Source organism: Roseateles sp. GW821-FHT09H10 (assembly GCF_059415865.1).
The window spans coordinates 332647-346159 of the sequence record NZ_JBWKOB010000003.1 but is presented as its reverse complement, the minus strand read 5'-3'; the positions used below and the strand labels follow the sequence as shown (position 1 = coordinate 346159).

Annotated in this window: 12 protein-coding genes; 9 read left to right on the top strand and 3 right to left on the bottom strand. The window is 68.1% G+C overall.

Features of this window, described 5'->3' with window-relative positions:
• The first annotated feature begins 12 nt into the window (after window positions 1-12).
• The 6 genes from kdgR (at window position 13) to AC07OY_RS17120 (ending at window position 6253) form a co-directional block, all read left to right on the top strand.
• Window positions 13-810: a DNA-binding transcriptional regulator KdgR gene (gene kdgR, locus AC07OY_RS17145; protein ID WP_495043816.1), complete on the top strand. Its 798-nt coding sequence runs from the start codon at window positions 13-15 to the stop codon at window positions 808-810.
• 92 nt (window positions 811-902) lie between these two features.
• Window positions 903-1922: an NADP-dependent oxidoreductase gene (locus AC07OY_RS17140; RefSeq protein WP_495043815.1), complete on the top strand. Its 1020-nt coding sequence runs from the start codon at window positions 903-905 to the stop codon at window positions 1920-1922.
• Entirely contained in the window at window positions 1922-2374 is a 453-nt protein-coding gene (locus AC07OY_RS17135; RefSeq protein WP_495043814.1) for a GNAT family N-acetyltransferase, read from the top strand. Before AC07OY_RS17140 ends, AC07OY_RS17135 begins: the two co-directional genes overlap by 1 nt.
• Window positions 2371-3264: an SDR family oxidoreductase gene (locus AC07OY_RS17130; RefSeq protein ID WP_495043813.1), complete on the top strand. Its 894-nt coding sequence runs from the start codon at window positions 2371-2373 to the stop codon at window positions 3262-3264. Before AC07OY_RS17135 ends, AC07OY_RS17130 begins: the two co-directional genes overlap by 4 nt.
• 185 nt (window positions 3265-3449) lie before the next feature.
• On the top strand, window positions 3450-4958 hold the full coding sequence (locus AC07OY_RS17125) for an MFS transporter (RefSeq protein WP_495043812.1): 1509 nt from the start codon (window positions 3450-3452) through the stop codon (window positions 4956-4958).
• A 35-nt stretch (window positions 4959-4993) separates the two neighbouring features.
• The gene (locus AC07OY_RS17120) at window positions 4994-6253 is read left to right on the top strand and encodes a BaiN/RdsA family NAD(P)/FAD-dependent oxidoreductase (protein ID WP_495043811.1); all 1260 of its coding nucleotides are present in this window, start codon (window positions 4994-4996) and stop codon (window positions 6251-6253) included.
• Here AC07OY_RS17120 and AC07OY_RS17115 read toward each other — a convergent pair.
• Window positions 6233-6991, bottom strand: coding sequence for an SDR family NAD(P)-dependent oxidoreductase (locus tag AC07OY_RS17115; RefSeq protein ID WP_495043810.1), 759 nt, complete (start codon window positions 6989-6991; stop codon window positions 6233-6235). The two genes, AC07OY_RS17120 and AC07OY_RS17115, sit on opposite strands and share 21 nt — an antisense overlap.
• A gap of 132 nt (window positions 6992-7123) precedes the next feature.
• On the opposite strand from AC07OY_RS17115, the gene AC07OY_RS17110 reads away from it, so the two are divergent.
• On the top strand, window positions 7124-8005 hold the full coding sequence (locus AC07OY_RS17110) for an AraC family transcriptional regulator (protein ID WP_495043809.1): 882 nt from the start codon (window positions 7124-7126) through the stop codon (window positions 8003-8005).
• Here the strand turns inward: AC07OY_RS17110 and AC07OY_RS17105 are convergent.
• Together AC07OY_RS17105 and AC07OY_RS17100 are read right to left on the bottom strand one after the other, a co-directional pair.
• Entirely contained in the window at window positions 7992-9164 is a 1173-nt protein-coding gene (locus AC07OY_RS17105) for a hypothetical protein (RefSeq protein WP_495043808.1), read from the bottom strand. The two genes, AC07OY_RS17110 and AC07OY_RS17105, sit on opposite strands and share 14 nt — an antisense overlap.
• A complete protein-coding gene (locus AC07OY_RS17100; protein WP_495043807.1) occupies window positions 9161-10015 on the bottom strand; it encodes a hypothetical protein in 855 nt (284 codons plus the stop codon). The genes AC07OY_RS17105 and AC07OY_RS17100 overlap by 4 nt, the downstream gene beginning before the upstream one ends.
• Before the next feature lie 211 nt (window positions 10016-10226).
• On the opposite strand from AC07OY_RS17100, the gene AC07OY_RS17095 reads away from it, so the two are divergent.
• Window positions 10227-11003: a substrate-binding periplasmic protein gene (locus AC07OY_RS17095; protein WP_495043806.1), complete on the top strand. Its 777-nt coding sequence runs from the start codon at window positions 10227-10229 to the stop codon at window positions 11001-11003.
• A gap of 43 nt (window positions 11004-11046) precedes the next feature.
• Window positions 11047-13392: a Tex family protein gene (locus AC07OY_RS17090; RefSeq protein WP_495043805.1), complete on the top strand. Its 2346-nt coding sequence runs from the start codon at window positions 11047-11049 to the stop codon at window positions 13390-13392.
• The last annotated feature ends 121 nt before the right edge of the window (window positions 13393-13513 follow it).

Here is a 13513-nt window from a genome sequence, read left to right as displayed (position 1 = left end):
AGAATCGAAACGATGGATGAAGACATTGGTGATTCAAAGCAGCCGGAGTCGGTTGCCGCGGTGCTCAAGGTGTTCGCCATCCTGAATGCCCTGGGCGAGCGCAGTGACATCGGTATCACCGACCTCTCGGTGCGCCTGGCCATGCCCAAGGCCACGGTCTACCGCTTCCTGCAGACGATGAAGGGCCTGGGCTATGTGCGCCAGGAGGCCGACAGCGAGCGCTACGGCCTGGCCATGCGCATGTTCGAGATCGGCGCCAAGGCCCTGCCCTCGCCCGAGCTCGTCGACCTGGCCAAGCACCACATGCAGATGCTGGCCGACGCCACCGGCGAGACCGTCCACCTGGGCAGCCTCATCGACAGCGAGATCATCTACATCCACAAGGTCGACTCGCGCCACATGCTGGGCATGTACTCGCGCATCGGCCGCCGCGCGCCGCTGCACTGCACGGCCATCGGCAAGGTGCTGATGGCCTGGGAGCATCCCGAGCGCCGCGACCGCATCCTGGACGGCGCCGAGTTCAAGCGCTTCCGCGACAAGACCATCGTCACCCGCCCGGCCTTCCTGGCCGAGCTGGAGCAGGTCAAGAAGCAGGGCTTCGGCGAGGACCGCGAGGAATTCGACGACCACATCCGCTGCCTGGGCGTGCCCATCTTCGACCGCCTGGGCCAGCCCATCGCCGGCATGAGCGTGTCCTTCCCCACCTTCCGCTTCGATGTCGAGAAGGCGCCCGAGGTGGTCAAGATGCTGCAGAACGCCAGCCGCGACATCTCCGAGAAGCTGGGCTGCACCAGCTATCCGATCGCCTGAGTCGGCACCCCTAGAAGGCTGTCGCCCCAGGGACGCAGGGGCTGGGGGCTCAATGCTTCAATGAAGGCTGTTCGTGTCAACCGACAGCCCCCATGAGCCAAGTCAATCGCCAGATCGTCCTCGCCTCCCGCCCCAAGGGCGAGGTCACGCCCGACAACTTCCGCCTCGTCGAGGCCGCCCTGGCGCCTCTGGCCGACGGCCAGGTGCGCGTGCGCAACCACTACCTGAGCCTGGACCCGTACATGCGCGGCCGCATGAACGACAGCAAGAGCTATGCGGCCTCGCAGGCGATCGACGAGGTCATGATCGGCGGCACCGTCGGTGAAGTGGTCGAGTCGAAGAACGCCAACTTCGCCGTCGGCGACAAGGTCGTCGGCATGGGCGGCTGGCAGGAATACCAGACCGTGGACGCCACCCAGCGCGGCGTGCTGAGCAAGGTCGACACCACCCACATCCCCCTCTCCGCCTACCTCGGCTCGGTCGGCATGCCCGGCGTGACGGCCTGGTATGGGCTGATGAAGATCATCCACGTGAAGGCTGGCGAGACCGTCGTCGTCAGCGCCGCCAGCGGTGCGGTCGGCTCGGTGGTCGGCCAGCTCGCCAAGGCGCGCGGCGCCCGCGCGGTCGGCCTCGCGGGTGGCGCCGACAAATGCCGTTATGTCGTCGAGGAACTGGGCTTTGACGCCTGCATCGACTACAAGCAGCACGCCGATGTGAAGTCGCTCTCCGCCGCGCTGAAGGCCGAGTGCCCGAGCGGCATCGACGGCTATTTCGAGAACGTCGGCGGCATGATCCTGGACGCCGTGCTGCTGCGCGCCAATGCCTTCAGCCGCATCGCCATGTGCGGCATGATTTCCGGCTACAACGGCGAGCCCATCCCGCTGACCTACCCCCAGCTCATCCTGACCAACCGCATGAAAGTCGAGGGCTTCATCGTGTCGGAGCACATGGAAGTCTGGCCCGAGGCGCTGAAGGAACTGGGCGGCATGGTCGCCGCCGGCAAGCTCAAGTTCCGCGAATCGGTGTCTGAGGGCATCGCCAGCGCCCCCGAGGCCTTCATGGGCCTGCTCAAGGGCCGCAATTTCGGCAAGCAGCTCGTCAAGCTCGTCTGATGCGCTGGACTTGTGTCCCGTTCAAGGAGCTGACGACCGATCAGCTCTACGACCTGCTGGCCCTGCGCTCCGAGGTCTTCGTCGTCGAGCAGAACTGCGTCTTCCTCGACATCGACGGCCTGGACCGCCAGACCTGGCATCTGCTGGGCCGTGGCGATGATGGCCGGCTGCAGGCCTATCTGCGCCTGATCCCGCCGGGCCTGAAGGCGGCCGACGCCCTCATCGGCCGCGTCGTCACCGCGCCCGCCGCGCGCGGCGGTGGAACCGGCCGACTTTTGATGGCCGAGGCCTTGGCGCAATGCGAGCGCCTGTGGCCGCGTCACCCGATCACGCTGCACGCCCAGGCCCACCTGGAACGCTTCTACGCCGGTTTCGGCTTCGCTCCCGTCGGCGAGCAATACATGGAAGACGGCATCGCCCACCAAGAGATGCGCAAGGAGACAACCCAATGAGCACCAAGAAACAAACCGCTGTCATCACCGGCGCCGGCTCCGGCTTCGGCCTGGAAACCGCACGCCTCGCCGCGCAGCGCGGCATGAACCTCGTTCTCGTCGACGTGCAGGCCGATGCGCTGGACAAGGCAGCCTCGGAATTCAAGGACGTCGAGGTGCTGGCCCGCGTCGTCGACGTGGCCAAGGCCGATCAGATGGAAGCACTGGCCGCTGCCGTGCAGGAGCGCTTCGGCGCGCCCCACTTCGTCTTCAACAACGCCGGCGTCGGCTCGGGCGGCCTGATCTGGGAGAACGCCCTCAGCGACTGGGAGTGGGTCATGGGCGTCAACGTGATGGGCGTGGTGCACGGCGTTCGCCTGTTCACGCCGATGATGCTGGCCGCCGCCAAGGCCGACCCGGCCTACTCGGGCCATATCGTCAACACCGCCTCCATGGCCGGGATGCTGAACCCGCCCAATATGGGCGTCTACAACGTGTCCAAGCATGCGGTGGTTTCGCTGTCCGAGACGCTCTATCAGGACCTGTCGCTCGTGACCGACCAGGTCCACGCCTCGGTGCTCTGCCCCTTCTTCGTGCCCACCGGCATCAGCCAGAGCCACCGCAACCGCCCGGGCGAGTTCGTCGCGGCCAAGCCCACCAAGAGCCAGCTGATCTCCCAGGCCCAGACCGACAAGGCCGTGTCTTCGGGCAAGCTGACCGCCGCCGATGTGGCCGCCATGGTGTTCGACGCCATCGATCACAACAAGTTCTACATCTTCAGCCACCCGCAGGCCTTGGCCGGCGTGCAGACGCGGCTGGAGGACGTCATGCTGCTGCGCAACCCGACCGATCCCTTCGCCGACCGGCCCGAGATCGGCGCTGCACTGAAGGCCAAGCTGCGCGCGGACTGAACCCGCGCCGCGGGGCCTGACCCACGCGTCAGCCCCGCCGGCCGCGCGCACGGGAGTGCGCCGGCCCAACATCCTGCTCGCCTCCCAGCGCCGCCGTGACAACGAGCAGGCCGCCCAGGGTTCCCACGGAACAACAGGCCGCAAAAAATGGAACACAATTCCATTTATTAAAGAAGCGGGGCACCATGGGCAGACCGATCACGATGAAGCACACGCTGGCCTACGGCAGTGCCAACCTGCTGGGCAGCGGCGCCCTGGCCATCGCATCGGCCTGGCTGCTCTATTTCTACACGACGTTCTGCGGCCTCACGGTGGTCGAGGCGGCCACGATCTTCGCCGTGGCCAACATCATCGACGCCATCAGCAATCCCGTCATCGGCTATATCAGCGACAACTTCTACAACACGCGCCTGGGCCGCAGATTCGGGCGCCGGCGGTTTTTCATCCTGGTCGGCATTCCCGCGGTGCTGCTGTATCCGCTGATGTGGGTGGAGGGTTTCGGGTTCTGGTATTACCTGGGCATGTACATCCTGTTCGAGCTGGTGTACACGATGATCATGGTGCCGTATGAAACCCTGGCTACGGAGATGACCGACGATTTCGCGGTGCGCTCCAAGCTGACGGGTTCCAAGGCCATGTTCGGCAAGGCGGCCAACTTCCTGGCGGCCTTCATCCCGGCCCAGCTCTTCCTGATCTACAGCAAGGAATCGGCCACGCCCTTCCTGCTGACCGGCGTCATCTATGCCGGCATCATGTGCGCGGCCATGGCCGCGCTGTACTTCACCTCCTGGGAGCGGCCCGCTCACGAAGTGGTGCAGGAGCGCGCCGGCAGCCTGTTCCAGGCGCTGAAGAAACTCTGCCTGGACATGCTGTCCACCTTCCACCTGAAGATTTTCCGCAAGCACCTGGGCATGTATCTGCTGGGTTTCGGCGCGGAATGGCTGTTCGCGTCGATATTCACCTACTTCATCATTTTCTGCATCGGGCAGGACAAAGCCACGGTGGGTTATCTGAACAGTTTCAGCTCGGTGATGCAGCTGATATCGACGATGGCCTTCATCGGCCTGTGCATCAAGTTCGGTTTCGCGCGGCCCTATCGCATCGCGCTGCTCGTCGTCTGCGGCAGCGTGCTGGCCTATGCCGGGCTGTTCTATCTGGGCTGGTCCAAGGAGACGACCGTCATCGCCCTCTTCGCCATCACGGCCGTGTTCGGCCTGGGCACCGGCGGCGTCTACTACATCCCCTGGACGGTCTACACCTTCCTGGCCGATGTCGACGAGGTGCTGACCGGCCGGCGGCGCGAAGGCATCTATGCCGGCGCCATGACCTTCGCCGGCAAGATCACCCGCTCGGCCATCGTCTTCGCGATGGGTTGGCTGCTCGGCCAGTTCGGCTTCCTGTCCGGCCAGGCCACCCAGCCGGACACGGCCGTCAACGCCATCATCGGCATCTTCACGCTGGGCGTGATCGGTCTGGGCCTGGGCGGCGTCTACTACACCTACCAGATGAAGCTGGACCGCAAGAACCACGCCGTGCTGCTGGCCGAAATCGCCCGCATCAAGGCCGGCGGCCGTATCGCCGACGCCCCGGCCGAAGCCCGCGCCGTGGCGGAGGAACTGACCGGCTGGAAGTACGAGCAGTGCTGGGGCAACAACGCCCTGGCACAGGGCGAGGCGAAGCCGGCGGCAGCCTGATCCTTCGCCGCAGGCACCGGTTCCTAGAATCGGGCATGCAACCCAAAGAAGTTCTCACGGCCGAGATCGCCATCGTCGGCGGCGGCCCCGCCGGCCTGATGGCGGCTGAAGTGCTGGCCCAGGCCGGCCACAGCGTCACCGTCTTCGATGCCAAGCCCAGCGTCGGCCGCAAATTCCTGCTGGCCGGCAAGGGCGGCCTCAACCTGACCCACTCCGAGCCCTTCGAGCCCTTTGTCGGCCGCTTCGGCCAGCGCGCTGCCCAGATCGAGCCGCTGCTGCGCGGCTTTGATGCCGATGCCCTGCGCACCTGGGCCGCGGGACTCGGCGTGCAGACCTTCGTCGGCACCTCGGGCCGCGTCTTCCCCACCGACCTGAAGGCCGCGCCGCTGCTGCGCGCCTGGCTGCAGCGCCTGCGCGCCGCCGGCGTCAGGTTCGCGATGCGCCATCGCTGGACGGGGTGGAGCGCGGATGGCGCGCTGCGCTTCGAGACGCCGGAGGGCGAGCGCCTCGCAACCCCCAAGGCCACGCTGCTGGCCCTCGGTGGCGCCTCCTGGCCCCAACTCGGCTCCGACGGCGCCTGGGCGCCCTGGCTGGCCGATCGCGGCGTGGACATCGCGCCGCTGCAGCCGGCCAATTGCGGCTTCGACGTCGGCGCGACCGCCGCACATGCGAGCGGCCCCGGCTGGAGCGAACGCTTCGCCAGCGAGTTCGCCGGCCAGCCAGTCAAGCCCGTGGCACTGGCCACCTCAGGCTTTGCCAGCCGCCCCGGCGAATTCGTCATCACGGCCACCGGCATCGAGGGCTCGCTGGTCTACGCGGCCAGCAGCGCGCTGCGAGACCAGATCGCCAGCGGCGGCAGCGCCAGCCTGCATCTGGACCTGCTGCCCCAGCTGACGCCCGAACGCGTGCTTGCCGAAGTGAAGCACCCGCGCGGCAGCCGTTCGCTGTCGTCGCATCTGAAGAGCCGCCTGCACCTCAGCCCCTTGAAGATGGGCCTGCTGCACGAGCTGCTGACCCGCGAGCAGATGCTGGACTCCGCCACGCTGGCGGCGGCGCTGAAGCATCTGCCGCTGAGCCTGCACGCCGCGCGGCCGGTGGCCGAGGCCATCAGCACCGCCGGCGGTGTGCGCTTCGAGGCGCTGACCGAGGGCCTGATGCTGAAAGCCCTGCCCGGTGTCTTCTGTGCCGGCGAGATGCTGGACTGGGAAGCCCCGACCGGCGGCTATCTGCTGACCGCCAGCATGGCCAGCGGCCGCGCGGCCGCCCAGGGCCTGCTAGATCGCCTGGCCGCCTGAGACCTCGATGCGCTGGGCGTTGACCCAGCGGTTGTCGGCCCCCAGCAGGCTGGCCACCATGGGGCCGATGTCATCCGGGACGCCAGCGCGACCCAGGGCCGTCATGCCAGCGAAGAGTTCATTGACCTCGGGCTTGTCGCGCACCGCGCCGCCGCCGAAATCGGTCTCGATGGCGCCCGGCGCCACCGTGTTGACGGCAATGCCGCGAGCGCCCAGCTCCTTGGCGAGATAGACGGTCAGCACCTCGACCGCGCCCTTGACGGCCGCATAGGCGGCATAGCCGGCGAAGGACATGCGCGTCAGGCCGGAAGACAGGTTGACGATGCGGCCACCATCCTCAATCAGCGGCAGCAGGGCCTGGGTCAGGAAGAACACGCCCTTGAAATGCACATTGACGAGGCCGTCGAACTGGGCCTCGGTCGTGTCGGCGATCAAGGCGTAGTCGCCATGGCCGGCGTTGTTGACGAGGTGGTCGAAGCGCTCGCGGCCCCAGGTGTCGCGCAGCGCGGCGCGCAGCCGCTCGGCGAAGGCTGCGAAGCTGCCAACCTGGCCGACATCCAGCGGCAAGGCGACGGCCTTGCGGCCCAGCGCGCGAATCTCGGCGACGAGGCTCTCCGCCGCGTCGGCCCGGCTCTGGTAGGTGACGATGACATCGCCGCCGCGGCGGGCGATGGCGAGGGCGGTGTTGCGGCCGAGGCCGCGGCTGGCGCCGGTGATGAGGCTGATGGTGGTGGTCATGGAAGGCTCCGGTTGAAACAGGCCTCCATGCTCGAATCCGGCGCCTCGGCCTGGTTGCCGGAAGCTTCCTGTTCCTTGCCTGATCCTGCCGCCACTGGCATCAGCCGCATGCAAGGCGCTAGGCTTGCCGCCATGAACGACTTGCTCGATGCTGTCCGGCGCCACGCCGACGCCCATGCCGACGTCCACGGCATCGCCCGTACATCCATCCCCGGCCTGACCACGGTGCGGGCCACCGCGCCCAGCGACATCGTCCATGCCATCTCGCGGCCGTTGGTGGCCATCACGCTGCAAGGCCGCAAACAGGTCACGATGGGATCGCAGGTGCTCGACCTGTCGGCCGGCCAGTCGCTGCTGATCACCGCCGACGTACCAACCATCAGCCAGGTCATGCGGGCCACGCTGGCGGCACCCTATTACTCGCTGGCGCTGGAACTGGACGCGGCCGTCATCGCCGAGCTGGCGCCGCAGATGCGGGCCGCCCGCGCCGAACACATCCTGCCGCTGCGCATGCTGCCCACCGATGCCGAGGTGGCCGATGCCGCGCTGCGGCTGCTGCGCCTGCTGCAGCGGCCCGAGGCCCTGCCGGTGCTGCAGGCCTCGCTGCTGCGCGAGCTGCATTACTGGCTGCTGGCCGGCCGCCATGGCGCGGCCATCCGCCAGCTCGGCTGGCCGGGAGGCCACGCCGAGCGCATCGCCCGCACCGTGGCCCGGCTGCGCGCGGAGTTCTCGCGCGCCTGGGCCGTGGAAGAGCTGGCCGAGGTGGCCGGCATGAGCGCTTCGGCCTTCCACCGCCATTTCCGCGCGACGACCTCGCTGTCGCCGCTGCAGTTCCTGAAGAATCTGCGCCTCATCGAGGCGCGCCGGCTGATGCTGGCCGAAGGCGCCAACGCCAGCAGTGCGGCCTATGCCGTGGGCTACGAGAGCGTGCCGCAGTTCACCCGCGAATACGGCCGGCTGTTCGGCCGGCCGCCGGTGCGCGATGTGGCCGCCGCGCGACTCAAGGCCGCTTAGGGCCGACTTGCGCCTCCAGCTGGCTGACGTCCTTGCCCAGCTCGGCCAGGTAGCGGTCGCGCTCCTCGCTCGTCCATTCGGCGTCCGAGAAGGACTTCAAGGCATAGCTGGCGCTCTTGTGGACGACGCCCTCGCGCCGCGCCAGCATGGCGCGATCCGGGAAACGATCCTCCATCAGCAGAAAGCCCTGCATGTCACGCAGCCTCAGCGGCATGGCCGGAGCGCCGTCGCGCAGCAGCTTGCCGAAGACGCGCAGCCGCGCCGTCTGCGCACCCGGGCCCAGCTCCTCGTTGAAGCTGACCAGAGCGAAGGGCTGGCCCTTGGCATCGTCGACCCGCGCGTTGACGACATAGCGGCCGGCCAGCTTGACGTTGAGGCCGACGAGAAAGTCCAGCGAGCCTTCGGCCAAGCGCTCGGTGATGCCGCCCCACTCCGCTGGCACCCCCGGCTGGTAGACGACATCGAAGTTGACGACGCCCTGGCGGCCGTCCTGGCTCAGCGTCAGCTGCAGGCGCAGCGTGCCAGCAAAGTCCGCGAAGGCCGTGCGCGAGGGCTGCAATTCGCCGCTGTAGACGCCCTCGCTGCCCGTGAAGGCCAGGGCCAGCTGGGGGCGGCCGGCGGCCTGGCGCGGGTCGGGCAGGTCGAAGGCGACGGCGCGCGTGATCAGCAAAGGCAGGGTCTTGCCGGCATCGTCCTGGGCCGTCACGCTGACCTTGACGACCTCGTCACCGCTCATGAAGACGCGGTCCTGCGTCGTCAGGATGCGCACGCCCGCGATGGCGCCCTTGCTGCCGGGAAAGCGCAGCGGCAGGCTTTCCTGGATGGGCGCGAAGGGGTGGACCTGGTCGGGATGCTGGTCAATAGGCCGCGACTCGTGCGGGTAGCGGGTCTGCTCGCGGTAGGTGGCCAGCGTCAGCCTGGCGCGCTCCAGGCGTTGCAGCAGCTGGTCGCGCTGCGCCGAACGCTCGCGCAGGGCCGCCTCGGTGAAGGGCGAACCCTGCGGACGCGAGGCAGCGCCCGGCGCCGCAGCAGGCAGCGCCAGATGGCTGCGCGCCGGCACCGCGGCCTGGACCTCGGGCAGGGCCGCGGCACGCGGCCAGGCCCACCAGGCGATCAGGCCGGCCAGCGCGGCGCCGGCCAGCCAGAACCCGCGCTTCACTTGGCGTAGGTGACCATGTCGGAGCGCGCCAGCCCCACCGTGCCCTGCCAGTTGCCATTGGTGTAGTGGTTGTAGGCCTCGGCGTCGTCACGGAAGACGACCGTGTGGTTGGTCCACTTGGCCTTGCCGCCCTCGGCCGCCGCCGTGCCCAGGGTCAGGTCGTTGCAGAGCCAGTCGCTGGGGTTGCAATAGCTGCCGCCACCGCTGCCTGAGATGCCGCCCGACGAGTGGTAGGCAATGGCCTCGTCGTCCTGGCCCGGCAGCACACCGGAATACAGCGTGCCCTTGGCGCCGGCCCACAGGTAGAAGATCTTGCCGCGCGTGTTGTTGTGGTCGTACATGGCACGGGCCGTGGCCGTCTTCAGGTCGGCCACCAGCGGCTCGGAGAGCGCCCAGTCCCCTGCGTTGGCCAGTTCGCTGCCGCCCGCCGCGCCGGCGGCCACGTCCACCCATTTGATGTTCCAGCCGGTCTGGGTCGTGCCGTCGCTGTTGGCGCAGGAGCCGTCGCCGCCGGGCGTCGCGTTCTTCTTGTAGCGCGAGCTGCCGCCATACATGGCCAGCGTGTAGCCGATCTGCAGATTGCCGGCACTGTGCACGGCGATGTAGCACCAGTTGGTGCCGGTGCAGTAGCAGTCCAGCGCGTTGCGCACCAGGTAGTTCTTGTCCGAGACATGGCTGTAGCCGTCCCAGTTGACCGCCTTCTTGTTGACGCCGGCGGCCGTGCCGGCCGGGCCCCAGTAGGTGAAGTCGGCGTAGTTGCCCGCCACGCCGCCGCCGGTGCGGCCATTGATCCACAGCGAATAGTTGGTCGCCAACGCAGTCCCGGCCGCGAAGGCGATACCGAGAACCATCAGAAACCGGCGAGAAAAAATCTTCCGCATCCTTGTCTCCTGTCATGTGTGATCTGTCGGTACTGCGCGGCGGACTGTATTGAGGCCCCCGCCCTGGCAAACCCTCGGTAACCCGCAGAAATCACGAAACCCGGCAACCTTGCCAGGGGCGGCCGCGCGCCCGCCCCTAGACTGAAATTCCTGCCTGTCCCCGCACCTCCCGAGACCCGCCATGCGCCGGCGCGACCTGTTGCTTCTCCCCGGCCTCAGCCTGCTGTGCCAAGCCGCGTCGGCCCAGGGCCCCGCCCGGCTGACGCGCGTCGTCATCGGCGCCGAGAACGACTGGTATCCCTACTCCGGCGAACGCGGCGGCCGTGCCCAGGGCATGACGGTGGACCTGGTCATGGCGGCCTACGCGGCCGTGGGCATCGTGGCCGAGTTCGACCTGCTGCCCTATGCCCGCTGCATGGCGCAGACGCGCAGCGGCGCCCTGGTGGCCTGCTTCAACACCACGCGCACCGCCCTGATCGAGGCCGACTACCTGTGGCCGGCGCGGCCCATGTTCAACGAGCGCTTCCTGATCTATGCCCGCGCCGATGACCCGCACAGCGGCCGGCCCCTGCATGTGCGCGACCTCGAGGGCCAGCAGGTCGCCGTGACGCGCGGCTATGAATACGGCAGCGAGTTCGACGCCAATCCGCGCATCCAGCGCGTCACCACCAGCCGCGACGAGGCCAACTTCCAGCTGCTGCTGCGCGGCCGCGCCCGCTACACGCTGGCGCCTGACGCCAACACGCGGCTGATGCTGCAACAGCACCCCGAACTGGCCGGCGGGCTCAAGGTCGTCGGCGCGCTGAGCTATTTCGGCATCTACACGACCTTCTCGCGTCACCATCCCGAGGGCCGCCAGGCACTGGCGGCCTTCGACGAGGGCATGAAGATCATCCAGGCCAACGGCTTGGCACGCTCCATCCAGGAGCGCTGGCGCCAGGGCCCGACCGGTCGCTGAGCCCTGGCAAAATCGAGGGCTTTTCGCCGTATTCCCAGAGCCCGTGTTGGACAACAAGCTGATCGTTTCCCAGATTGCCGCCGAACTGAAGGTCAGGCCCGCCCAGGTGCTGGCCGCCGTCGAGCTGCTGGATGGCGGGGCCACCGTGCCCTTCATCGCCCGCTACCGCAAGGAGGCCACCGACGGCCTCGACGACATCCAGCTGCGCGAGCTGGACGCCCGCCTGGCCTATCTGCGCGAACTGGCCGAGCGCCGCGAGGCGGTGCTCAAGAGCATTGCCGAGCAGGGCAAGCTGACGCCCGAATTGGCAGCCGCCATCCACGCCGCGCCGACCAAGCAGGAGCTGGAAGACCTCTACCTGCCCTACAAGGTCAAGCGCCGCACCAAGGGCCTGATCGCCCGCGAAGCCGGCCTGGAGCCGCTGGCCGATCAGCTCTTCGCCAACCCGGCCCTGGTACCCATGGACGAGGCGGCGAAGTTCATCAATGCCGAGGGCGGCTTTGCCGATGCCTTCGCCGTGCTCGACGGCGTGCGCGACCTGCTGTCCGAGCGCTGGGCCGAGGACGCCGTGCTGGTGGGCAAGCTGCGCGAGTGGCTGTGGGAAGAAGCCCTGTTCCAGTCCAAGCTGATGGACGGCAAGAGCCCCGACACGCCAGACAACGCCAAGTTCCGCGACTACTTCGACTACGCCGAGTCCATCAAGACCGTGCCCTCGCACCGCGCCCTGGCCGTCTTTCGCGGCCGCACCCAGGAGCTGCTGGACGCCAAGCTGGTGCTGGACGAGGAACCCGTGGCCGGCAAGCCCGGCCTCGCCGAGGGCCGCATCGCCTCCCACCTGGGCTGGCGCCATGCCAACCGCCCGGCCGACGAACTGATCCGCAAGACGGTGGCCTGGACCTGGAAGGTCAAGCTGTCGCTGAGCCTGGAGCGCGATCTGTTTGCGCGTCTTCGGGAGTCTGCCGAAGCCACCGCCATCAAGGTCTTTGCCGAGAACCTGCGCGACCTGCTGCTGGCCGCGCCCGCCGGCAAGCGCGTCGTCATGGGGCTGGACCCGGGCATCCGCACCGGCGTGAAGGTGGCCGTGGTGTCCGACACCGGCCGCGTGCTGGATACGTCCACCGTCTACCCCCACGAGCCTAAGCGCGACTGGGACGGCTCGCTGCACACGCTGGCCAAGCTCTGCGCCACGCATGGCGTCAACCTGATCGCCATCGGCAACGGCACCGCCAGCCGCGAGACCGACAAGCTGGCCGGCGAGCTCATCAAGAAGCTGCAGGCCCTGGACGCCAACGTGAAGATCGAGCGCGTCGTCGTCAGCGAGGCCGGCGCCTCGGTGTACTCAGCCTCGGAGTTCGCCTCCAAGGAGCTGCCCGACCTCGACGTCAGCCTGCGCGGCGCCGTGTCCATCGCCCGCCGCCTGCAGGACCCGCTGGCCGAGCTGGTCAAGATCGATCCCAAGAGCATCGGCGTCGGCCAGTACCAGCACGACGTCAACCAGAGCGAGATGGCCCGCGCGCTGGATGCCGTCGTCGAGGACTGCGTGAACAAGGTGGGCGTGGACCTGAACACCGCCTCCCAGGCCCTGCTGGCCCGCGTGTCGGGCCTGTCGGCCTCGGTCGCCAGCAGCATCGTGCGCTGGCGCGATGCCAACGGCGCCTTCAAGAACCGCCAGCAGCTGCTGGACGTGAGCGGCCTGGGCCCCAAGACCTTCGAGCAGTCGGCCGGCTTCCTGCGCATCCGCGGTGGCGACAACCCGCTGGATTTCAGCGGCGTCCACCCCGAGACCTATCCGCTGGTGGAGAAGGCCCTGGCCCAGCTCAAGCGCACCGCCGACGAGATCGTCGGCCGCAGCGAAGTGCTGCGCACGCTGAAGCCTGAACTGCTCGCCGATGAGAAGTTCGGCCTCATCACCGTCAAGGACGTGCTGGCAGAACTGGAGAAGCCCGGCCGCGACCCGCGCCCGGACTTCAAGGTGGCCCGCTTCAACGACGGCGTCGAGGACGTCAAGGACCTGCAGCCCGGCATGCTGCTGGAAGGCACGGTGAGCAACGTCGCCCAGTTCGGCGCCTTTGTCGACCTCGGCGTGCACCAGGATGGGCTGATCCACGTCAGCCAGCTGAGCAACAAGTTCGTCAACGACGCCCGCGAGGTGGTCAAGACGGGCGACATCGTCAAGGTCAAGGTGCTGGAGGTCGACCTGGCCCGCCAGCGCATTTCCCTGACGATGAAGCTGGATGCCCAGGCCTCACACGGAGGCAAAGGCGGCCCGAAGCCGGACAACGCCTTCCGCCCGGCGGCCCGCAACGAGCGCCAGGGCGGCGCTTCGCGCGATGCCCAGCCCAGCGGTGGCAATGCCATGGCCGCGGCTTTCGCCAAGCTCAAGCGCTGACCCGGGCTGACCTTCGTCATCGACACATCGGGCTGCCAACATCGCGGCCCGCACCGGCCGGCGTCGATTGGTGCCCCGGAAATTGCAACTGGTCGCAACACGGGTGCATTCCCCAGGCGCC

Coding starts and splice junctions, on each gene's coding strand:
- AC07OY_RS17110 (WP_495043809.1), top strand. CDS start 7,124: ATGAACGACTTGCTCGATGCTGTCCGGCGCCACGCCGACGCCCATGCC.
- AC07OY_RS17115 (WP_495043810.1), bottom strand. CDS start 6,991: ATGACCACCACCATCAGCCTCATCACCGGCGCCAGCCGCGGCCTCGGC.
- AC07OY_RS17135 (WP_495043814.1), top strand. CDS start 1,922: ATGCGCTGGACTTGTGTCCCGTTCAAGGAGCTGACGACCGATCAGCTC.
- AC07OY_RS17100 (WP_495043807.1), bottom strand. CDS start 10,015: ATGGTTCTCGGTATCGCCTTCGCGGCCGGGACTGCGTTGGCGACCAAC.
- kdgR (WP_495043816.1), top strand. CDS start 13: ATGGATGAAGACATTGGTGATTCAAAGCAGCCGGAGTCGGTTGCCGCG.
- AC07OY_RS17140 (WP_495043815.1), top strand. CDS start 903: ATGAGCCAAGTCAATCGCCAGATCGTCCTCGCCTCCCGCCCCAAGGGC.
- AC07OY_RS17125 (WP_495043812.1), top strand. CDS start 3,450: ATGGGCAGACCGATCACGATGAAGCACACGCTGGCCTACGGCAGTGCC.
- AC07OY_RS17130 (WP_495043813.1), top strand. CDS start 2,371: ATGAGCACCAAGAAACAAACCGCTGTCATCACCGGCGCCGGCTCCGGC.
- AC07OY_RS17120 (WP_495043811.1), top strand. CDS start 4,994: ATGCAACCCAAAGAAGTTCTCACGGCCGAGATCGCCATCGTCGGCGGC.
- AC07OY_RS17095 (WP_495043806.1), top strand. CDS start 10,227: ATGCGCCGGCGCGACCTGTTGCTTCTCCCCGGCCTCAGCCTGCTGTGC.